The organism is Frondihabitans cladoniiphilus (genome assembly GCF_039544345.1).
Lineage (GTDB): Bacteria > Actinomycetota > Actinomycetes > Actinomycetales > Microbacteriaceae > Frondihabitans > Frondihabitans cladoniiphilus.
Genome location: NZ_BAABLM010000010.1, coordinates 316,470 through 336,543 on the forward strand (window position 1 = coordinate 316,470; position 20,074 = coordinate 336,543).

A 20,074-nucleotide genomic window follows, 5' to 3' on the forward strand; every position below is an offset into this window, starting at 1 on the left:
GGGTCAGATGTCCTTTCCGCGACGGATGCTCTCGGCACCGCCGTCGATGAAGATGAGTTGTCCGGTCACGTGCGTGTTCTCCTCGCTGATCAACCAGTGCAGGAGTGCGGCGGGTGCCGTCGGCGGGGCCGCGGGACCGTTCAGCGGCGACGGAGCGCCGGCGCCGAGGGCGGCGCGGCCCTCTTCGGTCGCGAGCAGATCCGCGGTCATCGGTGTGGCGATGACACCGGGGCCGATGGCGTTCAGGGGGATGGACGCTCCCGCCCAGGTCTCGGTCGGCGCGACTCGGCGCATCCACAGAGCGATCGCGTTCTTGGTGGAGTTGTAGATGGTGTTGCTGGCGCCGCTGCCGGAGTCGGCGGCGATCGCGGCGGCGCGAGTCAGAGCGGCCTGCTCGTCTCCCGCGACCAGGGCGGCGTGGAGCTCGTCGTCGAAAGGTTCGATGGCGGCGAGCGACGCGACCAGCGCGGCTCGGGGCGCCGACGAGGTGGCGAGCAGCGGCTGCAGCCCTTCAAGCGTTGCGATCATGCCGAAGTAGTTGACTCCGACCGTGGCGGGGATGGGGAGGGCGAGGCCTGCGACGGCGGCGATGCCGTCGATGGTTCCGCCCGACTTCTCCGTGACCTGATCGACGAGAGCGGTGCGCCCCTCCGCCGTCGTGAGGTCGACGGTGACGTCGGTGTCGCGCAGGTCGACGCCGATGACGGTGTCGCCCTCTCTTCGGAGACGCTCGGTGAGCGCCTTGCCGATGCCGGAGGCGGCACCGGTGACCACGTAGGTCCGTGACATGGATTCCTGTCTTTCTCTCGGTGATCCCGGCGTCGTCGCCGGGAAGCTCGGTGCGGCGTGCCCTCAGGCGCGGTCGATGCCCGACGGCGCGGCGAGCCACGCCGGGAGCTGCGCGAACAGCAGCGCGACGACCTCTTCTCGCGGTGCCGGCGCGTCGGAGCGCAGCCACGCACTCAGCACGGTGAGCGTGCCGCCGGCGATGTAGGTGGCGACCGTCGGCAGATCCAGGCCCGCCGGCACTCCGGTCAGGAGCGCGAACGTCTCCATGGCGTGCTCCGCGTAGAGCGTCACGGCCTGCCCGAACGCTTGCGAGGTGGCCGGAAGCCCGAACACGGAGACGTAGAGGCCCCGGTGCTCGTCGAGGTGTTGCGTCAGACGGTCGAGTGCCGCGCGGGCGGCGGCGGCCCCGGTCATCCCCCGAGCCTGTCGGAGGGCGAGGTCGCCGGACCCGATCTCGTCGAACGCGCGCGCCAGCATGGTCAGCGCCAACTCGTCGATGCCGGAGAAGTGCGTGTAGAACGAGCTCCGGCTGATCCCGGCCGCTCGGACGATGCCGCTGACCGTCGCCTCGTCGGCCATCTGGACGTCGAGCGACTCCACGGCCTCGAGGATCGCCTGCCGAGTGCGCTCCGCGCGGGGGTCGCGGGATGCTCGCATCGAGTCGCGCACATCGGCCAGAGACAGGTCCGTGGTCGGGTTCGCCCTCGCGGCCTTGCGTGCATCATCGTCGATCGCCATGCCGCCGACGCTACTCTTCTTGCACAGGTGTCCGATAGTTGTCACGGCGTTTTCCAAGCCGTCCTCGGAGGACGGCTCGATGCGGTGAGCGGCAGTCGGCTCAGGTCACCGTCACGGTGATCTGGTCCCACCCCTCGGCACCGTTCGGTGCGGGCGGCCGATACGTGCTCGGCTGGACCTTGCCCGTGGCGCTCGTGGCCCGGACCTGGATCGTGTGCGACCCCTTGGGGGCATCCCACCGGTAGACCCACTGCCGCCAGGTGTCGGCCGACACGGAGTCGGCCAGGGTGGCCTCGACCCAGTCGTCCTTGTCGATCTTGAGCTCGACCTTCGAGACGCCGGTATGAGGTTCCCAGGCGACACCCGCAACCGGGACGACGCCCGCCGGCACCGAGTAGCCGTTCGAGGGGGTGTCGATGCGCGACTCGAGTTTGACCGGCCCTCGCTCGGACCAGCCGCGCGGCGTCCAGTAGCCCTCGGCCTTGTCGAAGCGAGTGACCTCCATCGAGACCACCCACTTCGTCGCCGAGACGTAGCCGAAGAGGCCGGGCACGACCATCCGCACCGGGAAGCCGTGCTCGAGTGGCAGCGGCACGCCGTTCATGCCGACCGCGAGAAGGGCTTGGGTGCCCTCGTCTTGCAGGACATCGAGCGGCGTGCCGGCACTGAAGCCGTCTTGGCTTCGCGAGAGCACCATGTCGGCACCGGCGGTCGGCTTCGCCCGGGCGAGCAGATCGCGGATCGGATACCCGAGCCACAGCGCGTTGCCGATGAGGTTGCCGCCGACGTCGTTCGACACGCAGCTGAGCGTCGCCATGTGCTCGACGAGCGGCAGCTTCATCAACTCGTCGAACGAGATCTCGACCGGGTTCTCGACCATGCCGGTGATCTTCAGAGTCCACTTGGCCGGGTCGATCTGGGGCACGGTGAGCGCCGTGTCGATGCGGTAGAAGTCGGCGTTCGAGACGACGTAGGGGGTGATGCCCTCGACGTCGAGCGACGCTCCCGCCGGCACCGCCTTCTCGGCGACTGCGGCCTTGGGCAGCTTCAGCGCCGCCCGCAGAGCGACGGCGTTGACGGCCGTGGCGTTGATCAGGCGCGCCCCCGTGCCCAGCACGGCCGAGGCCGCGCCTGCGACGATCGCGAACCGGAGGAACGCGCGCCGCTCGATGACGGGGGTCTGCATCGGCGGCACGAACGCCGTCGGGAACTCGACGCCGGCCGTGGACGCCTCCCAGCGGAGAAGCCGCACGATCAGGCGGCGGAACACGAGCAGCGTGACGACGAGGCCGACGACCGTCGGCGCCACCGCGATGACGCCGTTGCCCGACCGGGTCAGGACTGCGGCGGCGGCGAGCGCCGCTCCCAGCAGGAAGATCGCGCGACCCCAGGGGGACTTCTTCCATTCGACGATGCCGGCGAGCGCGCAGATCACGACGAGGATCACGCCCATCAGCACGAACAGCGCCGCCTTGTCGCCGGTGCTGAACAGGTCGACCATGATCTGCTTCACCCCGTGCGGGGCGAAGTCGATCGCCGCCGAGCCGACGGCGAAGAGCGGGCTCGACGGGGCGCCGACGAAGAGGGCGACGATCTCGGCACTGGCGAGGAATACCGCGATGCCGATGAGGCCGGTGAGCGCGGCATAGGCGCGAGCGACCCGCGGCGGCAGCGCGACAGGAGAGGACGGCGTGGGCGAGGGCGCCTTCGGCGGGGCGGCGCGGAGGGACATGTCCTCGAGAGTAGGACGCCGACCGGTGAACGACCTGGGGTCAGCCCCCGGCCCGCTCGCGGAACGCCACCATGTTCATCCGGTTGCCGCAGCGCACGCTGCAGTAGTGCTTCGATCCGTTGCGCGACAGGTCGAGCAGGAGGCCCTCGCAGTCCGGGGCGCCGCAGGCCCGCAGCCGATGCATCTCGTCCGAGCGCAGCACGTCGACCAGCGCCAGGGCCACCTCCACGCGCATCCGCTCGTCGAGCGGCGCGTCGGGCGAGGTCGCGTGCAGATGCCAGTCGAAGTCGTCGTGCCGGACGAGACGGGGCAGAGCCGCGGCATCCTCGAGCATGCTGTTCACCGCCAGGACGGCCTCGTCGCGCGGCAGCAGCCAGACCTGGCGAAGACGGGCCCGGGTCGAGCGGACTCGGGAGAGCTCGTCGCCGTCGTGGTCGATGCGGCCGGAGTAGCGATAACGGGTCAGCAGGGCATCCAACTCGGCCGTCGTGGCGAGCTCGTCAGCACCACTTCGGCTAGCGCCGGCGACTGTATTGCCGAGCGCGACCGCGAAGGCCAGCGACTCCTCCGTGTCAGGGGCAAAATGCAAATTGACTCCTTACTCACGGCAACACTATCGTCGGAATCACCACCCGACAATCCCTCAGCGAAGGCGTCCCCATGAAGCGTTCCCGTGCATCCCGCGGCCTTCTCATCGCGGTTCTCTCCGCGTTCACCTTCGGCATGTCGGGCGCGTTCATCAAGCCGCTCCTCGAGGCCGGCTGGAGCCCCGCCGCCGCGGTCACCGTGCGGGCACTCATCGGTGGAGTGGTGCTGCTGCCGGTGACGATCGTGTCGCTCCGGGGCAACTGGGCGGCGCTCTGGCACGCGCGCTGGCGAGTGCTCGCCATGGGGCTGATCGGCGTCTCCGGCACGCAGCTCGTCTACTTCGCCGCCCTCACCCGCATCCCCGTCGCCACCGCGATCCTGCTCGAGTACATGGCCCCGCTTCTTCTCGTGGCCTTCGTCTGGGCGCGCAGCCGGCGGATGCCCCAGGCCGTCGTGCTCGTCGGCTCCGTCATCGCGTTGGTCGGCCTCGTCCTCGTGGTCGGCATCCTCGGCGGCGAAGCTCATGGCTCCCTCGACCTGCTAGGGCTCGGCTTCGCCGGGATTGCGATGGTGGGGTGCGCGGTCTACTACATCATCGCGGCCGCCCCCAGCGACGGCCTCCCCCCGGTCGCGCTGGCCGGCTCGGGGCTCGTCGTCGGCGCAGTGGCCCTGGCCCTGGTCAGCCTGACCCGCGTGGTGCCCTTCACCGTCTCGTTCTCGTCGGTGCATCTGTTCGGCGGCCTCGTGTCGTGGTGGGTGCCGCTCCTGATCGTCGGCGTCATCGCGACCGGTGCGGCCTACGCACTGAGCATCACGGCGAGCGAGTTGCTCGGATCGCGCCTGGCGTCGTTCGTCGGCCTGCTCGAGGTGGTGGCCGCGACTCTCTACGCGTGGCTCCTGCTCGGCGAGCGCCTCGACCTGCCGCAGTTGATCGGCGGGGCGCTGATCCTCGTCGGGATCGGGTTCGTGCGGTCGGAGAAGGAGGTGGCGGCGGTGCCGGTGGAGGCGGTGCCCGTCGACGCCGTGCCGGTGGAGGCGGTACCCGTCGAGGCCGGCTCCTCTCCGGCTGACGCATCCACCGCTCCGACACGGCATGATGGTCGCACGCTCCCCGTCGAGCGCCGCGACCGCCTCGATCAAGGAGCCCTGTGACCGCCACCGATCTGCCCAAGAACCCCGGCCTTCCCGCGAGCCTCGAAGACGACCCCCGCCTCGCCGACTTCGTGCCGGTCGAGATCCCCAGCCCGGAGGACGACGCGCTCACGGCGAAGAGCGACTCCGCCGCGGGCTGACAGCCGCTCCACGCAGACACCCGCTGCGGCCAGGTGAGTTCAGCTGTCGGCCACGTCGATCGGGTAGTCGAACGCGACCTCCTTGGGTCGGGCGGCTTCGGCTTCTGCCTCGGCCTTCGCCTTCTCGTCGGCCGCTTCGCGTTCCCGAAGGATCACCCCAAGCTTCTCGGCCAGGTTCTCCCAGTTCGTGGAAGGATCGGCGAGCTGATACCCGATGGTCATGCGTCCTGCGCGATAGCGCAGATTCAGAGCCATGACCTCCAGTTCGCCGGGAGCCGATTGCCACTCTTCATCTGTCAGTGCGGGCCTGCCGAAGAAGCGTGCACGGACCGCCGTCTGACGCTGGAGTTCGGTCAGGTAGGGATTGTCGATCGCCGTGACGAGATCGTCGAAGACGGCATCGGCGCGATCCCACACCTCGTGGGAGCGTTCCTGCACCTGCGGCTGGAGCGCCATGAGCCTGTCGAACAAGTCGACCCGGGTCGGCTTGTCCAGTGGCGCGACAGCGGCCCACTCCAGAACCATGGCGGAGATCTGACTGTCGAGTTGTCGTGACTGTTCGACCTTCTCCGGGGTCGAAACCGTCACCCGGGCGAGGCCGTCGGGGTCGTACTCTGCGATGCCGTCCGACACGAGGCCGATCGTCGCGTCCTCCACCGATCGCGGCGTGACTCCGAGCCAGTCGCCGAGGACCTGCGGATCGAGGACCTCACCGGGTGTCAGAGTCCGGTCGAGGATCGCGCGCTGCAGGTGCAGGCGCGTGGCGTCGCTGACGACGTGGGCGAGTTTCGGGTCTCTCTTCGTCGAGGGAACAGGCATGCCGTGACGATATACCTGAGTCGCTCTCGACAAAAGCAGACAGGTTCGTATGCCTCCCTCTCGCCGTCAGGGCACCAGCACGATCCGCCCGAACACCGAACCCGCATCCATCCGCCGGTGCGCTTCGACCGCTTGGTCGAGCGGCAGCACGTCGTCCACGACCGCGTGCAATTCGCCTCGGGCCGCCGCCGCGAACGCCTGCGCCCGATAGCCGTCGCGGGAGGCTGTCGGCACCGTGTCGAGACTGAAGGTCGCGATCGAGCGCGACTGCTGGAACGTTCGCAGGAGCGTCATCCCGAAGTCCGCCGGAGGCATCCCCGCAACGACACCGACGACGACGAGGCGGCCGTTCGGGGCGAGGCGATCCACGAACAGCGGGAGGTCGGCGCCGCCGACGATGTCGATGATCACGTCGAAGGGCGGGGGTGCATCCCGCGGGCTGTCGGGGTTCGCCTCGTGCCCCTGCCGGTCGAGGACCACCGTCGCGCCGAAGCCTCGGAGGCGCTGACCGCGCTCTGCGGACGAGGTCGTCACCGCGACGAGGCCCGCACCGCCGCGTGCCGCGAGTTCGACGGCCGCGATCCCGATGCTGCCGGAGGCTCCGCGGACCAGCACCGACTCCCCCGCGGCGAAGCGCGCGTGCTCGAGTGCGAAGTGGGCCACCGGCGCGGCGCTGCCGAGGGTCACCGCGTCGACGGACGAAAGCCCCTCGGGGAGCGCGATCACGTCACCGATTTTCGCCACGGCCCGCTCGACGTAGCCGCCGCCCGTGCCGGTGAAGGCCCAGACGCGGCGGTCCAGCCACGTCGTGTCGACCCCGTCGCCGACGTGCGTCACCGTGCCCGCGACCTCGCTGCCCGGAACGTGCCCCGGAGCGAACCCAAACCCGCCGAGCGTTCCGCGGCGGATCACCGCGTCCACTCCTCCCACCCCGATGGCCTCGGTCTCGATGACGACCTGACCGGGGCCCGCTTCGGGCTCGGGCAGGTCGACGAGCGCCATGCCACTCGGATCCCCGAATTCTTGAATCGCCACTGCTCGCATTGCGCTGTCCTCTTCTCGCTCGCTGCTGTACCTTCGTGACGGTAACGGACGCACCCGTCCACTTAGCCGAAGTGAGAACCGTGACCACCGATCTGCTTCGTTTGCGTGCCGACGCCGCCGAGAACCGCGACCGCCTCCTCGAAGCCGCCCGCGCCCTCTTCGCCGACCGCGGCCTCGCTGTGCCGATGCGCGAGATCGCCCGCCGCGCCGAGGTCGGCCCCGCCACGCTCTACCGACGGTTCCCGACCAAGCAGTCGCTCATCGACGCCGCCTTCGAAGACGAGCTGCTCGCCTGTCGGCGAATCGTGAGCGTGGGATGCACGCGCCCCGACCCCTGGCAGGGATTCGCCTTCGTCCTCGAGCACCTCACCGTGCTCAATACGGCCAACCAAGGTTTTGTCGACGCCTTCACCTCGGCGCACCCCGCGGCCGACGTCTTCGCGGCCCACCGCCGGGATCTGCTCGGGCAGCTGTCCGGGCTCGCCGCTCGCGCCCAGGCTGCCGGATCGCTCCGCGCCGACTTCGTCCTCGACGACCTCGTGCTGGTGCTCCTGGCCGGACGAGGCCTCGCGGCTGCTCCTGTTTCGGCGCGTGCGGCTGCGGCGCGGCGCTTTGCAGCGCTGGCACTGGAGGGGTTCCGGTCGGCGCCGGGTGCCGGCGTGCTGCCGCCGCCGGCACGGTTGGCGGCGGGTGCGGTGGCGGGTGCTGCCGTCGGCTCTTTGCAACCATTCACGGCTGCGGCCAAGGCTTGAGTGGCAAAGAGAAAACGACCGCCCAGAGGACGGCCGTTATCTTGAGGTCCCTAGAGTCGAGCGAGAAGCTGCGTTTTCTTAGCGTCGAACTCCTCGGCCGTCAAAACGCCACTGTCGCGGAGCGCACCGAGCTTGCTTATCTGCTCAAAAATTTCATCGGCCGCTGACGTAGTTGCCGCTTCGGAGGGGGCACTTCCAGAGCTGATTCGGTTGCGCACGGCGTCCACGATAGCCTTTCCGGTTTGCTTCGTGACATTTGTGATCTCTGCCTTATTGCCCGACACGAAAACGGTGATCTTGCCCAGCACCAAGCCAGAGTTCCACTGAATAGACGAGATCTTCTCGAAAGGGAAATCTTCGGACACTTGCTGCATGATGCCGTCCTTCAAAAACAGCAGTCGGCGATCTGTGAGCGCAATTATGCCGGTGCCCGAACCGTAAGTTCCGGTCGCGAGCTGCACCACCACTTCTCCCTCCCAGAGGTGTGACTCAAGCTTTTTGATCTCACGTTTACCCCCAAAGGTTGAACCCGCAAGATTCGCCGCCGCCTGAATGTCGGCTCGCAGATCAGTTTTTTCTTTCGCCATTGCCAAGTCTCCCCAACTTTCGATTTGCCCCAGAATAGAGGACACCTTTGATGCTGCCACGCCGGCCACTGCTGCTGGGGCGGGTGCCGCCGGCACGCGCTGCTCTCGTCATCTGACGACTTCCAGCCGTCAGGCGGGCAGCGCGTCGAAGGCCACCGCAATGAGTTCGGCTGGAGTCCGAGGCTCGCCCGGCACCACCCACGCAGTGAGCGCGACATCGAAGCACGCGAGTGCGGTCTGGACGAGCACCTGAGCCCTGAGGCCGGCGTCCGCGCCGGAGAGGCGCTCGGCGACGAGCGGCGTCAGGAGCGACGCCCAGAGGAGATGCTTCTCGTGATTTCGCGCCCGAAGCGACGGGACGGTCGTGATGACGCACAGGGCCGCCTTGCCGCGGATGTCCTGTCCGCGCCGTTCGAGCAGCAGAGTGAAAGCCGCTCGCAGGGACGTGAGGGCGGGTTCGTCGACCGGCCTGTCGGTGAAAACGTCGGAGACCACGGATCCATACGCGGCGGGGTCGCCGACGACCATGTCTTCCTTGGTGGGGAAGTATCGGTGCACACTGCGAGCCGACACGCCTGCAACCGCGGCGATCTGCTCGATGGTGACGCTGTCGAACCCGTGCTCGAGGAAGAGATCGACGGCGACGTCGGACAGGCGGGTCCGAACGGCGTCGCGGGTGATCGCCCGGAGCCCACCCGTCGTCGCTCGTTCAGTGGCCATGGAGAAGAACATACCAAGCCACACTTGTCAGGCTCTGACAGTTATGGCGTAGTCTGACGTTAGGCGTCCAGAGCGGACGCCGCGAAAGGACGACCGCCATGCAGCAACGACCACTCGGCAGCCAGGGCCTGACCGCCTCCGCAATCGGCTATGGGGCCATGGGCACCGCCTTCGCGTATGGCGCCACGGACGACACGGAGTCGACGACCGCCATCCGCCGCGCCCACGACCTCGGCGTCACGCACTTCGACACCGCGGAGCTCTACGGCTGGGGTACCGGAGAGCGGCTCCTCGGCAAGGCGCTCGCACCCATTCGCGACGAGGTCACCATCGCCACCAAGTTCGGGTTCACGCCCGACACGTATCGGCCGAACTCGCAGCTCGACCACATCCGCGAGGTCGTCGACACCAGCTTGAAGAACTTGAATGTCGACTCGATCGATCTGCTCTACCAGCACATCGACGACCCCGAGGTTCCGATCGAGGACGTCGTCGGCACGATGCAGGAGTACGTCGAGGCCGGCAAGGTGAAGTACCTCGGCCTGTCGAACACCTCGCCCGAGCGACTGCGCGCGGCGCACGCCGTCCACCCGATCTCCTCACTCCAGACCGAATACTCCCTCTTCGCCCGCGAGTCCGAGGCCTTCTTCCCCGTCCTCGAGGAGCTCGGCATCGGTCTCGTCGCCTACTCGCCGTTGGGCCGCGGCTTCCTGAGCGGCGCCGTCCGCCCGCGTTCCGAGTACGACGCGGACGACATGCGGCACATGCACCCGTGGTGGGCTCCCGAGCACTTCGACGAGAACAAGCACACCGCCGATGCGCTGGCGGAGTTCGCGGCACACAAGGGCATCTCGCTCTCGCAGCTGTCGCTCGCCTGGCTCCTCGCTCAGCGGCCCTACGTCGTCCCGATCCCCGGCTCGAAGAACCCCGACCGTGTCGCGCAGAACGTCGGTGCGGCCGACGTCACCCTGACCGCGCAGGACCTCGCCGAGATCGCCCGCATCGCGCCCACCGGTGCGGCCGGCGAGCAGGTCTGGACGCGCGAGTAGCCAGGGAGGCGCCGGTCGCGACTCACGCGACGATGTGCAGTCCGGCCTCCGGCCTGCGCTCGGCCGGGTGGTTCCGAGTCTCATCTGCCCGCGTGAGCATCTCGACGGCTCCCTGAAAGAACGCTCGAACGTGCGGCTGACGCCTGGAGCTGAGGATGGAGACGCAGAGTTCATGGGCGGGTGCGTCGAGGACGTGGACCCGGGCGACGTCGACCGACGTGTAGGCCGACGCCACGCTCGAGGGCAGCAATGCGACGCCCAGCCCGGCTGCGACGAGTTCGAGCTCAGCGAGTCGCTGCGGCAGGGGGTCACGAAGCGACACGTCCGAGTGGGGGCCATCGAGTGCAGGGCCCCGCCGTCACCGAGGCGCGTGCAACGCGGCCTAGCCTTCTTCCCCTGAGCCGGCACCCATCATCGCCGAGAGTCCGCCGTCGACCGCCAGCGCCTGTCCGGTGATGTAGCCGGCTTCGTCGGAGCAGAGCCAGACCGCGGCAGCACCGAGCTCGTCGACGGTGCCGAGACGGTTCATGGGCGACGAGGACTCGAACGAGGCCTTCTGCTCTTCGCTGGTGCCGATCAGCGCGTCGAGCATCGGTGTCGCGGTCGTGCCGGGAGCCATGACGTTGACGCGGATGCCCTTCGCTGCGTAATCGATGGCGGCCGTCTTCGTGAGCCCGACCACACCGTGCTTCGTCGCCGAGTAGGCGCCCATGAGCGGGGTCCCGCCGAGGCCCGCCGTGGACGCCGTGTTGACGATCGCACCGTGGCCCTGCTTGTTCATCTGCGCGAGTTCGTACTTCAGGCAGTAGAAGATTCCATTGAGATTGACGCTGACGACCTGATTCCAGGCCTCGAGCGGCACGTTTTCGAGGAGGTACGGTCGGCCCGACATTCCCGCGTTGTTGTGGGCGAAGTCGAGGCTGCCGTAGGTCTCGACGGCGAACGCGACGGCCGCCTCCACCTGATCGTGGTCCGAGACGTCGAGCTGGTAGGCGATGGCGGTCCCACCATCTTCGGTGATGAGCGCCACGGTCTCGGCAGCACTCTTGGCGGAGAGGTCCGTGACAACGACCTTGGCGCCGTTCGATGCGAACTTGCGTGCGCTGGCTCGGCCGATTCCCGATCCTGCCCCAGTGACGAGTGCGACGCGTCCAGTCATATCCGTGTTCATTTCATGCCTTTCGTAGGGGGTCGCGAGTGAGTTTTACGGTACTCCGTTCCGTTAACGTCAGCGTTCATCGGGCCACCGCGGAGTCATAGGGCGGCGACGCGAGAGATCGGGCGCCGCAGCCCAGTCCTCACAGATGGCGATCGCACGACGATTCGAACGCAGCGACTATCGCTTCGGTGAGGGCGTCCATAGTGCCCTCAGGGCGGTCGCCGATCCTCCTCGAGGCGCAGCCATGCCAGGACTCGATATCTGAACCGCGACCCCGCGACTGAGATTGCGGAACAGAGTACCGTAATGAAAGACGGTGCGATGTGGTGATGTCGACTCGAACGCACCGGATCTATTCAAGGGAGAAAAAGATGTCCAATGCCTACGAAAAACTCGACCTCACCGGTCGTTCCATCGTCGTCACGGGTGCCGCGACCGGTATGGGTCACGCCTCTGCTGTCCTGTTCGCGGCCCGGGGTGCACTTCTGACCCTCGGTGACATCAACGACGAGGCCGGCGAAGCGCTCGTCGCCGAAATTAGCGAAGCGGGCGGCACCGCCACGTTCGTGCACACGGACGTGTCGAACAGCGCCGATGCGAAGGCGCTCGTCGATGCCGCCGTCACGCAGTACGGCGGGCTCCACGGTGCCTTCAACAATGCCGGCATCGGCCCGGTTCAGCCCTTGCACGAGACGAGCGACGAGCTCTGGCAGCGCATCATCGGCATCAACCTGACCGGCATCTTCAACATGATGAAGCACGAGATCGCCTACTTCCTCGAACACGGAAACGCGTCGATCGTGAACACCGCTTCTCTCGCCGGCGTCAAATCCGTCTTCGGCATGGGTGCATATGTCGCTTCGAAACACGGCGTCGTCGGACTCACTCGCGCGGCCTCGCAGGAGTACGCAGCGCGCGGCATCCGAGTCAACGCGATCCTGCCCGCGCTCATCAAGACGCCCATGCTCGACGCCACCGGCCCGGTGGGCGAGGAACTCGAAAAGGGACAGCCGATCGGCCACGCGGGCGAGCCGGAGGACATCGCCGAGCAGGCCGCCTGGCTGCTGTCCGACGCCTCCGCCTACTCGACGGGTTCGCTCTACGCGGTCGACGGCGGCAGCAACTCCATCTGACACCGGAGGGGATGGGGTGGAGTGGTTCGCTCCACCTCATCGGCGAGCCGACCGCCCGTGGGCGATCTGCTCTTCTGGTGGGCTGTCTTAAAGACTCAAATAGCCCTGAATTCTCGGGGTTGACGAGCGATCTCGAGAGGGCGACGAGAACCTCTAGCCTCTGCGGACAACCGCACCAACCTCTGACCGACGAGCCAGTCAGACGAACTTGGCGCTGATCAGTAATTCTCTGTCCGGTTCAGTCTTGTAGAAGGGCGGTGCATTCAAGCGGTAAAGGAACGCTATCCGGTGCCGTCATAGGTCCCTCCTGGGGTCGTTGGACGCTTTGCCTGGCGCGGCCCACCGCTCATAAAGGCTTTCGCGGTGTGGTTTGCTCCTCGGATACCTCCTACGGCGACCCCTTAGACAAACATGTCAGTGCCCACCCCTCGCCGAACCCAAGGCTCCCCCGGCTTACCCACCGGCGGTGAAGTAGAGGGAGCGGCGACCTTCATGGTGGCAGCTCGGGAGAATCCGCTGACCGCGCCGACGTCAACTGTTCCGGAGTAGCTCCTCGCCTGGGCGATGAAGATCATGGGCGGGACGTCTATTCCTGCGTCGCTCGTGAATGAGGTGATGTGAACGTCACCTTCACCGAGACCACGCATCCATGCCGGCGCTGTAGTTCGTCTCCGCAGCGGCAAGTCGCTGTTCGACCAGCCTCGTCGCCCTATCAAGTGCGACGGAAAGGAGAACCGCCCGCAGTCACGGCGGCCTCTCCTTCTCGATCTCGCCGCAGCCCTGCGGTGCTGGGCCAGGACGAAGACGGCGACGACGATTACGGCGATGTCCTCGACCACATCGCAGCTCGCCTGCGAGGCGCCGCCTTCTCTCATCCAAAGGACCACAGCGGCCAGAAAGCATTGTGTGATGTTCCAGGCGGCACTGGGACCACCCTGCCCCCGGTCGCACAATAGACGCCACGAACTTACGACTCTGAACACGATGCAAACCGAGTCAACCAAATTTCATCAGGCCCCTGGGACCCTACCGACAACGTGTGACGTCAGACCAAAAGGTGTTTAGCCGCAGCATGCTCGGCTGGGGCCGATGAGACTCGGCGCGTGACTCATCCACAGGACCCGAAAGCACTTGGCTACATCGTGATCCGCGCAGTGCGTGACACGCAAGTTACGACGTCCGCGAGCACTGTCGCGGCGCCAAAAGCGACAGAATGTGGTTGCGAGTGTTTCGGACATCTAACTCACGTGCCTCTTGGGTTACGAAGCATGAGCGCCAGAATTCCGACATGATCGCTGAAGAAACACCCGATCCCGCGGCGTGGCCACGCAGCGCTTCCGACACCTCGGGGTAGATACCGTACGACCTCGAATAAGAGTGAGTGCTCAACAAACTTGCCTTTGGAGTGCCGCCTCAGAGCGTTCCGCGCATTAATTGAACGAGCACCGGCATCGCGCTCGACGGATCGGGGCCTTTCCTGTTGGCCGCAAGATTCGGATCGGCGCTATAGGCGTTCTTCGTCGCCCGATCGACTCCATCGAACGGGAAGTCCACCGCCAGGTGCTTGTCCTTGTGGAAGAGCGAGTGCGTCTTCGTGAGCGCGTCGAGTTCCTTCGATGTTCGTTCGCCCAGACTGTCGCTAACATGCCAGAGCAGCCAGACTTCGAACTTTAGGTTCGTGATGATCAGCTGGATGCCGTTTGCCGAGGCCAAATCGATAGCGTCCTCAAGATGTGCATGGGTATCGACGTCGACCAGGCACACGCAGTGATCGAACGGTTCCCGCCTGGATCTCTTCTCACGTTCGCGCTCCTCCATGCATTTCTCGACAACCGAAACAGGATCCGAAGCTCCGTGCACCGGCGTCACCGACACGTTGACACCTTTTGTCCGCAGGATCTGGCTCAGCCGCTCGACGTACTGCCTCTCGGTGATCTCGCCTTCACTCGCGACGAGGATCCTGCGGTATGTCTGGCGCTTTTGCCTGCCCGAGCGCCCATACGAGCTATCCCCTCGCGAACCCGCCCCCTTCGCTTTCCCGGCCAATTCAAGCGTCCACGGTCACGAGCAGCGACGCCAACATGCTCGGCGCCAATCTCGGTGTGCCTCCGTAGCGGCCCGCAAGGTACCGCTTTGCGACGTTCGCGTCGGCGTGCCGCGCGAAGTCCGCGAGACACGTCAACTCAGTGACTCCGTCGTAGCTCTTGTCGGTGAACCAGACCTGTTCCGGTGCGAGCTGTGTGTCGCTCAACGGCGAGAGCACATACGTCTCATGACTCGTGAACAGCAGCTGAGCGTGGTGTCGATTCAGTTCACGATCCACGAAGAGCCCCAGAACCACGTCGAGGAGATGCGGGTGCAAGCTGGAGTCAAGTTCGTCGACGAGCAGCAGCCCGCCCTTCCGAAGCGTGTCAATGACAGGGACCATGAGAGCCAGCCACGCGATCGTGCCATCGCTCTCCCGTGACACGGAGAAAGGCTTCACGTCCCCGGACTCGCCCCGATGCGTGAACAGGAGGTTCCGAACGATCTGCTTGGAGTCTTCCTCATCCAGCTCGGCCGAGTCGATGGCTGGCCCTTCGCTGTCGCCGTCGGGCGGGTCGTTCTCGTCAGCAGCGTCAGAAATGCCCTCTGGCTCAACCTCTAGAGCGCGCTTGAACTGCGCCAAGGCCTTCCGGACGTGCAACGGGAGATCGTCTTCCTCGACTGTGACCTTCTGGATACCGATGTCCGCGACCTGGAGCAATGTCTCGATGTCAAGTGGCGACAGAGAGCCGTCGACGAGCGACTCGGCGATGCTTCGCAACCGGCTGTCGCGGTGCACATCTTTCACTGAGACGATGTCGAATGACTCAATCAGGTCACGAGCAATCGGTGCAAGCACACCATCGTTCAGCACGAGTGCGCGGCTCAGAGCGAGTTCCCGATCACTGACGCTGCCGAGTGCCAAGAGCGTCCTCTGGCTCCTAACGGGCTTCTCCCCTCGGTGACGCTCGAGCAGCGTTCGCCAGCGAAGGGGTGCCTCGCGGAGCCACTCACTCACTACGCCTTTGCCGTCAACTTCGAAACCGTAGTTGTAGCGACGTTCCTCGTGAACGAATTGGAACTCGTAGACGCTCGATGCTTGCCGCGAACGTTCATCCAAACGGAACGGCTCTCTGGTGAACTTCGATCGTGCTTGCCACGCGGTGGATGAGTACTCGATGGCAGCCATCGCATAGAGGATCGCATCGAGCACCGCCGACTTGCCAGAGGCATTCGGTCCGAAGATGCCGACGAGCGGGTAGGTATGGTCCGCCCAGGTACCGCCTTTCGGCGCCAGCGTGCGCAGTGAAGGCTTGACGAAGTCGATGGTGATCTCGTCCCGAATGCTTTTATGGTTGCGCACCGTGAAGCTCAAAAGGATCATTTCACCATCCTAGAGACCTGAGGGCTAGAATCTGCACGTTTTTCGCTGTGAGCAATTGCTTCAGAAGTCAAACCTCGATTCAAGGATCCGCCCCAGCGCTACTTAGTCGGCGTGAGTGGCATCCCGGCACGGACGGCTGGCATTTTGTCGCCAGCATTCTCGCCGAGCACGATGTGCGATTCCGCGTGGTCGTAGATCAGATCGAAGGGGTCTGCGTAGATATTTGATTGTCGGCCAACCTGTGAGGATTCTTTTTCGCTGGAAGGTTGTCAATCATGGCGAGGGCATACCCGGGAGCGTTCCGTGACGATGTCGTAGCCGTGGCCCGGAAGGGCCGGTTACCGTCGAAGCAGATGGGACTGCGGTCGATTGAGCTGACTCGTCTTGCTTGGCGATTTCAGGCCGCGTGAGCGGCTTGTGAGTTCATTACCTCGAACTCGATCGAGGTGAGCGTCCATGGCGACGTCGTCGTCTGCGGCGGTGGTAGGTCCGCTCGATCCAGGTCACGATCGTCAGCCGCAGTTCCTGCAGTGAATGCCACCGTTGTCGGTTCAGGACGTTCTTTTGCAGAAGCGAGCCCCTGTCCGAGTGCAGCGCAGGAGCGCTCTAAGGGCGACCGCGTTCCGAAGGGGCCGCGACGGCCAGCTCGGCGGTCATTCTCGAGTCGATCGTGTAGCCCACGATCCGATACGAGCAGACGCCCCTAACCGCGCAGAGACAAAGCTTTCCTTCGTCCGTCCAATGCTCGGAGATGTCGGTTAGCCACAGCCAGTTCAGCTCGGTCGCGGTGAAGTCGCAGAGCACGAGATCGTCGTGAACGGGTGGGCCGGCCTTGCGGTTCAGGCCCCGCTTCTTCCAATGCAAAGACCAGAGCCGCTGCTCGGAGCTCAGTTGCCATGTGTGCCCCTCAAGGACTCTCAATCCGGCTTCGGCCTCGATCTCCTCGGAGATGAATCGATACTCGAACGCAGGGTCTCCGCGGCGCAGATCGATCGCGGCGTTCATCAGGTGGGCGTTGTCCCAGTCGCGCTGCAAGACGGGGCTCGCTCGCCATTCGGAGAACGCTTGCTTGCTAGAGCCCAGCACCCGGCAGGTCACCGCGATCGAAATCCGACCTGCGGCAAGGTGAAGGACCAGCGGGAACATCAGTTGGAAGTCACGTCTGCGACAGATAGGCGGCCGTTCTCCACAGGATTTCCTTCTCTTGCTCGGAGAGCTCTATCCTTCGCTTCGCCAAGCTCGGCCTGATTGGTCTGCATTATGTACCCCATCCAGTCCCCCTCATAACGGACTAATAACAGTCGTGTAGTTATCGAACACATGTTCGGTCAACTGAGCTATTCTCGTTTGCGTAATGAGCAACCGCCCAGCTCTAAAACGGGCACTCATATCCGCACCGAGAATGGAACGAACATGGCAGTACAGATCACCCATATCCGCGTCGCCGACCCGGCCTCACACGAGACCATCACGCACTATGCCTGGAACCAGAACGGCCTCACCGGCACCTGGACCAAGGCGCAGGGCGTGAGCTATGTCACCGCCCACCCCGGTGACACCTTCGTGAACCACGGTGGCCGCACCGTCGCTGTCAGCGTTTGGCAGGAGGTGGGCAAGCTGCCGTACCTCCGGACACATGCGGACGGCTACTGGAACGACAACCTCCTGTCGCTCCCGCGCTTCTAGCTAGCCAAAGAAAGGCCCTCGAGAGTCCCCGGGGGCCTTTCGCGTGCCCGCGAGGCGGCCCGATTAGATGCGGGGCGCTGAGCGCCGCCTGTTTACAAGCTGGTGTGGCTCGATGATGTGGGCGTCATGAGTGGCCTCGGAACTCCGGTGGTCGGATGGTGCGCGCGTGTCTCGTCGGCGGGCTAGCGGCCGGACATCCAGTGACCAACGACTAAGAGGATCGGATGCCCGGCCATGGGGCTGGCCGTGCACCTGCCTGCTGGGGGCGGCCTGGGGGCGCTATTCCTGTGCGCCCCAGTCGGTGAGGTTGAGGGTGCCGGGCCTCCATGTGAAAGGGGAAGCCGAGGACGCCCGGCGTGGGTATTGACGGGTCGGCCCCCTGGTCAGTGGCCCTCAGCGTGCGAGTCACCAGCTCGCCCCGGTCTGACGCAGGGGTGGTTAGCCGCCTGCCTTGATCCTGAGGATCGCCTCAGGCTGCGGAAGCCGAAGCCGACACGGGCGACTCCGCGGATCGCAACCTGGTCGGAGGTGAAGAAGACCGACTCATCGACGGAGACGTCCTCGCGCAGCACCCTGAAGGCGCGGCTCTTCGGGATACCCCAGACCGTGCCGGACAGGACGTGCGGGGAGACGATGTAAGGCACGCCGTGGATGGTGCGGGTGGTCCCACCCTGATCCTTTTGTCTTCCGAGCCAGTCCCGGGGACGACATCAGTGACGGCAACTGGCGACGCCGGATGTGGACGTCGGCCGTCGGAGGGGCTCGGCTCATCGCCAAGGGTCCGACGCCTCATGACCTACGTCACGTGGCGGCGTCGATAATGATCGCTAGCGGGGCTAACGTGAAAGTAATCCAGCGGCGACTCGGCCACGCTTAGGCGTCCGAGACGCCGGACACATAAGGATTCCTGTGGCCCTATTGGCTCGACGAGGTTGCAGATGCTGTTGAGGAGGCCCGTCGTCGCGCCCTTGCTGGCGATCCCACGCTGTCATCATGACTAAATCATGACCACGGCCTAAGAGATCAAGCCCCGGTCCACGCGGATTCCGCGTATTTCCGGGGCTTTTCTGGTCGGGCTGACAGGATTTGAACCTGCGACCCCTTGACCCCCAGTCAAGTGCGCTACCAAGCTGCGCCACAGCCCGAGAGCGCCAGCCGAAGCCTGCGCCCTGGTGTTGCCCCGACCGAGGCAACCTGACAAGCATACCCGACCCCGAGCATCCCCCGTGCACCATGCTCGTCATCGGCGGCTCGGCCACCTCGCACCCGGTCGAGTGGTCAGTTTCGGGGCCCGGAATTGCTAGAGGAGCCCCGAAAGTGACCATTCGGCACGAGCGAGTGCGCCACGACGGCCCGATGGCGCTCACCCAGCGAGAACCGCCCCGGCTGAGTTGCGACCCGCAAGCTATGGTGAGCGAATGAGCACCCCCGAGCAGGCGCACCCCGAGCACAGCGACCCCGCGCACCCCGGGCACCCCGCGCACCACCACCACGCCGCCACCCGCGAGCGCACCACCCTCCCGCTCGCGTTGTTCGGCATGCCCCTCGGCGTCATCGGCCTCGCGGGCGGCTGGTACGCGGCGCGGACCGACCTCGGCGCCCCGGCGTGGCCCGACGAGGTGCTGTACGGCATCGGCACCGCGCTGTGGATCGTGCTGAGCGTCGTCTACATCGTCTCGGGCCTGCGAGCCACGACCGGCGGCTTCCGCAGCGATCTCAAGCACCCCGTCTTCGGACCGTTCGCGGCGTACATCCCCCTGATCGGAATCCTGGTCGCCGGCCACTACTCGCTGTACCTGCCCAACGCCGGCCCCTGGGTGACGTTCGCCGCGGTGGCCGCCCTCGCCATCGTCGCCGCGCAACTCGTCAGCCACTGGATGACGGGCGGCATCCGCCTGCAGGACTTCCACCCCGGCTACTTCGTGCCCGTCGTCGCCGGGGCCAACGTCGCCAGCATCGGACTCTCGCAGATCGGTCAGCACGACGCCGCCATCGGAGCCTTCGCGGCCGGCCTCTTCTTCTGGCTCGTCATCGGCACCGCCGTCATCGTCCGCCTCGTCGCGCACGAGCCGCTGCCCGTCCCGCTCCGCCCCGCTCTGTCGGCGTTCCTGGCCGCCGCCGCCACCTCGAGCCTCGCCTGGATCATCTCCCACCCCGGCCCGATCGACGAGGTCCAGCTCGGACTGACGGGGATCCTCGTCATCATGCTCGTCGTGCAGTTCCTCCTGATCCCCGAGTACGGCAAGCTCCGCCTGGGCTTCTCGTTCTGGATCTTCACCTTCCCCATCGCCTCCACCACGAATTACGCGGTGCGCTTCTTCACGACGACGCACCTGATCGGCTGGCAGGCCTGGGCGTGGGGGATTCTCGGGGCGGCGACGGTGTTCGTCGTGGTCGTGGCGCTGGGGAGCATCCCCCGGGGTCGAAGAACCGAAAAGCCTCGAGCGCAGGATGCACCGGCCCCCGCCTGAACACGCACACGCCCGGCGCTCCCCCGCCCGCCCCGCCGGTCGCGCTGCCCCACCTGGCTAGGCTGGAAGCTGCGTCGCCACCCCGTCCGGCGCACGATCGAAAGCC

General features: G+C 66.0%; 20 protein-coding genes, 1 tRNA gene and 1 pseudogene. 8 read left to right on the top strand and 14 right to left on the bottom strand.

The window, feature by feature from the left end; all coding sequences use genetic code 11:
• Positions 1 to 3: 3 nt before the first annotated feature.
• From ABEA39_RS16945 to ABEA39_RS16960, 4 genes are all read right to left on the bottom strand, one after another.
• Positions 4 to 789, bottom strand: coding sequence for an SDR family oxidoreductase (locus ABEA39_RS16945; RefSeq protein WP_345377136.1), 786 nt, complete (start codon positions 787 to 789; stop codon positions 4 to 6).
• 63 nt (positions 790 to 852) lie between these two features.
• Positions 853 to 1,527 carry a TetR/AcrR family transcriptional regulator gene (locus tag ABEA39_RS16950; protein ID WP_345377137.1) on the bottom strand — a complete coding sequence of 225 codons (675 nt, stop codon included), beginning with the start codon at positions 1,525 to 1,527 and terminating at the stop codon, positions 853 to 855.
• Between the two features lie 100 nt (positions 1,528 to 1,627).
• Positions 1,628 to 3,259, bottom strand: coding sequence for a molybdopterin-dependent oxidoreductase (locus tag ABEA39_RS16955; protein WP_345377138.1), 1,632 nt, complete (start codon positions 3,257 to 3,259; stop codon positions 1,628 to 1,630).
• Between the two features lie 40 nt (positions 3,260 to 3,299).
• The gene (locus tag ABEA39_RS16960; protein WP_345377139.1) at positions 3,300 to 3,848 is read right to left on the bottom strand and encodes a CGNR zinc finger domain-containing protein; all 549 of its coding nucleotides are present in this window, start codon (positions 3,846 to 3,848) and stop codon (positions 3,300 to 3,302) included.
• A gap of 71 nt (positions 3,849 to 3,919) precedes the next feature.
• Between ABEA39_RS16960 and ABEA39_RS16965 the strand changes: the two genes are divergently transcribed.
• Both ABEA39_RS16965 and ABEA39_RS16970 read left to right on the top strand, forming a co-directional pair.
• Complete coding sequence (locus ABEA39_RS16965) at positions 3,920 to 4,999, top strand: DMT family transporter (protein ID WP_345377140.1); 1,080 nt, start codon at positions 3,920 to 3,922, stop codon at positions 4,997 to 4,999.
• Positions 4,996 to 5,139 (top strand): hypothetical protein, encoded by a 144-nt coding sequence (locus ABEA39_RS16970; RefSeq protein WP_345377141.1) that lies wholly within the window; start codon positions 4,996 to 4,998, stop codon positions 5,137 to 5,139. The genes ABEA39_RS16965 and ABEA39_RS16970 overlap by 4 nt, the downstream gene beginning before the upstream one ends.
• Positions 5,140 to 5,178: 39 nt before the next feature.
• On the opposite strand, the gene ABEA39_RS16975 is transcribed toward ABEA39_RS16970, so the two are convergent.
• Positions 5,179 to 5,958: a GntR family transcriptional regulator gene (locus ABEA39_RS16975; protein ID WP_345377142.1), complete on the bottom strand. Its 780-nt coding sequence runs from the start codon at positions 5,956 to 5,958 to the stop codon at positions 5,179 to 5,181.
• 66 nt (positions 5,959 to 6,024) lie between these two features.
• Complete coding sequence (locus ABEA39_RS16980; RefSeq protein ID WP_345377143.1) at positions 6,025 to 6,960, bottom strand: zinc-binding dehydrogenase; 936 nt, start codon at positions 6,958 to 6,960, stop codon at positions 6,025 to 6,027.
• Between the two features lie 122 nt (positions 6,961 to 7,082).
• Here ABEA39_RS16980 and ABEA39_RS16985 point away from each other — a divergent pair, with 122 nt between their 5' ends.
• Positions 7,083 to 7,754: a TetR/AcrR family transcriptional regulator gene (locus ABEA39_RS16985; protein ID WP_345377144.1), complete on the top strand. Its 672-nt coding sequence runs from the start codon at positions 7,083 to 7,085 to the stop codon at positions 7,752 to 7,754.
• Between the two features lie 50 nt (positions 7,755 to 7,804).
• Here ABEA39_RS16985 and ABEA39_RS16990 read toward each other — a convergent pair whose 3' ends face one another.
• The gene (locus tag ABEA39_RS16990) at positions 7,805 to 8,401 is read right to left on the bottom strand and encodes a PH domain-containing protein (RefSeq protein WP_345377145.1); all 597 of its coding nucleotides are present in this window, start codon (positions 8,399 to 8,401) and stop codon (positions 7,805 to 7,807) included.
• 69 nt (positions 8,402 to 8,470) lie between these two features.
• Entirely contained in the window at positions 8,471 to 9,061 is a 591-nt protein-coding gene (locus ABEA39_RS16995) for a TetR family transcriptional regulator (protein WP_345377146.1), read from the bottom strand.
• 98 nt (positions 9,062 to 9,159) lie between these two features.
• Here ABEA39_RS16995 and ABEA39_RS17000 point away from each other — a divergent pair, with 98 nt between their 5' ends.
• A complete protein-coding gene (locus ABEA39_RS17000) occupies positions 9,160 to 10,110 on the top strand; it encodes an aldo/keto reductase (protein WP_345377147.1) in 951 nt (316 codons plus the stop codon).
• 22 nt (positions 10,111 to 10,132) lie between these two features.
• Here the strand turns inward: ABEA39_RS17000 and ABEA39_RS17005 are convergent, their stop codons facing one another.
• Positions 10,133 to 10,432, bottom strand: coding sequence for a hypothetical protein (locus ABEA39_RS17005; RefSeq protein ID WP_345377148.1), 300 nt, complete (start codon positions 10,430 to 10,432; stop codon positions 10,133 to 10,135).
• Between the two features lie 60 nt (positions 10,433 to 10,492).
• A complete protein-coding gene (locus ABEA39_RS17010) occupies positions 10,493 to 11,269 on the bottom strand; it encodes an SDR family NAD(P)-dependent oxidoreductase (protein ID WP_345377149.1) in 777 nt (258 codons plus the stop codon).
• A gap of 371 nt (positions 11,270 to 11,640) precedes the next feature.
• Between ABEA39_RS17010 and ABEA39_RS17015 the strand changes: the two genes are divergently transcribed.
• A complete protein-coding gene (locus ABEA39_RS17015) occupies positions 11,641 to 12,402 on the top strand; it encodes an SDR family NAD(P)-dependent oxidoreductase (protein WP_345377150.1) in 762 nt (253 codons plus the stop codon).
• A gap of 1,413 nt (positions 12,403 to 13,815) precedes the next feature.
• Here the strand turns inward: ABEA39_RS17015 and ABEA39_RS17020 are convergent.
• The 3 genes from ABEA39_RS17020 to ABEA39_RS17030 form a co-directional block, all read right to left on the bottom strand.
• Entirely contained in the window at positions 13,816 to 14,448 is a 633-nt protein-coding gene (locus ABEA39_RS17020) for an RloB family protein (protein WP_345377151.1), read from the bottom strand.
• A 1-nt stretch (position 14,449) separates the two neighbouring features.
• A complete protein-coding gene (locus ABEA39_RS17025; protein WP_345377152.1) occupies positions 14,450 to 15,811 on the bottom strand; it encodes an AAA family ATPase in 1,362 nt (453 codons plus the stop codon).
• 606 nt (positions 15,812 to 16,417) lie between these two features.
• Positions 16,418 to 16,957: a hypothetical protein gene (locus ABEA39_RS17030; RefSeq protein WP_345377153.1), complete on the bottom strand. Its 540-nt coding sequence runs from the start codon at positions 16,955 to 16,957 to the stop codon at positions 16,418 to 16,420.
• Positions 16,958 to 17,224: 267 nt separating this feature from the next.
• On the opposite strand from ABEA39_RS17030, the gene ABEA39_RS17035 reads away from it, so the two are divergent.
• Positions 17,225 to 17,497, top strand: coding sequence for a DUF3892 domain-containing protein (locus tag ABEA39_RS17035; protein WP_345377154.1), 273 nt, complete (start codon positions 17,225 to 17,227; stop codon positions 17,495 to 17,497).
• Between the two features lie 691 nt (positions 17,498 to 18,188).
• Positions 18,189 to 18,374 (top strand): annotated as a pseudogene (locus ABEA39_RS17040) (tyrosine-type recombinase/integrase); the annotation flags it as partial.
• Between the two features lie 191 nt (positions 18,375 to 18,565).
• Here the strand turns inward: ABEA39_RS17040 and ABEA39_RS17045 are convergent.
• Positions 18,566 to 18,642: transfer RNA gene (locus ABEA39_RS17045), tRNA-Pro, on the bottom strand.
• Positions 18,643 to 18,915: 273 nt separating this feature from the next.
• On the opposite strand from ABEA39_RS17045, the gene ABEA39_RS17050 reads away from it, so the two are divergent.
• Positions 18,916 to 19,968 (top strand): SLAC1 family transporter, encoded by a 1,053-nt coding sequence (locus tag ABEA39_RS17050; RefSeq protein WP_345377155.1) that lies wholly within the window; start codon positions 18,916 to 18,918, stop codon positions 19,966 to 19,968.
• Positions 19,969 to 20,074: the final 106 nt, after the last annotated feature.

Coding starts and splice junctions, on each gene's coding strand:
- ABEA39_RS16995 (WP_345377146.1), bottom strand. CDS start 9,061: ATGGCCACTGAACGAGCGACGACGGGTGGGCTCCGGGCGATCACCCGC.
- ABEA39_RS16945 (WP_345377136.1), bottom strand. CDS start 789: ATGTCACGGACCTACGTGGTCACCGGTGCCGCCTCCGGCATCGGCAAG.
- ABEA39_RS16980 (WP_345377143.1), bottom strand. CDS start 6,960: ATGGCGCTCGTCGACCTGCCCGAGCCCGAAGCGGGCCCCGGTCAGGTC.
- ABEA39_RS17015 (WP_345377150.1), top strand. CDS start 11,641: ATGTCCAATGCCTACGAAAAACTCGACCTCACCGGTCGTTCCATCGTC.
- ABEA39_RS17030 (WP_345377153.1), bottom strand. CDS start 16,957: ATGTTCCCGCTGGTCCTTCACCTTGCCGCAGGTCGGATTTCGATCGCG.
- ABEA39_RS17000 (WP_345377147.1), top strand. CDS start 9,160: ATGCAGCAACGACCACTCGGCAGCCAGGGCCTGACCGCCTCCGCAATC.
- ABEA39_RS16975 (WP_345377142.1), bottom strand. CDS start 5,958: ATGCCTGTTCCCTCGACGAAGAGAGACCCGAAACTCGCCCACGTCGTC.
- ABEA39_RS17010 (WP_345377149.1), bottom strand. CDS start 11,269: ATGACTGGACGCGTCGCACTCGTCACTGGGGCAGGATCGGGAATCGGC.
- ABEA39_RS17025 (WP_345377152.1), bottom strand. CDS start 15,811: ATGATCCTTTTGAGCTTCACGGTGCGCAACCATAAAAGCATTCGGGAC.
- ABEA39_RS16955 (WP_345377138.1), bottom strand. CDS start 3,259: ATGTCCCTCCGCGCCGCCCCGCCGAAGGCGCCCTCGCCCACGCCGTCC.
- ABEA39_RS16965 (WP_345377140.1), top strand. CDS start 3,920: ATGAAGCGTTCCCGTGCATCCCGCGGCCTTCTCATCGCGGTTCTCTCC.
- ABEA39_RS17050 (WP_345377155.1), top strand. CDS start 18,916: ATGAGCACCCCCGAGCAGGCGCACCCCGAGCACAGCGACCCCGCGCAC.
- ABEA39_RS16950 (WP_345377137.1), bottom strand. CDS start 1,527: ATGGCGATCGACGATGATGCACGCAAGGCCGCGAGGGCGAACCCGACC.
- ABEA39_RS17035 (WP_345377154.1), top strand. CDS start 17,225: ATGGCAGTACAGATCACCCATATCCGCGTCGCCGACCCGGCCTCACAC.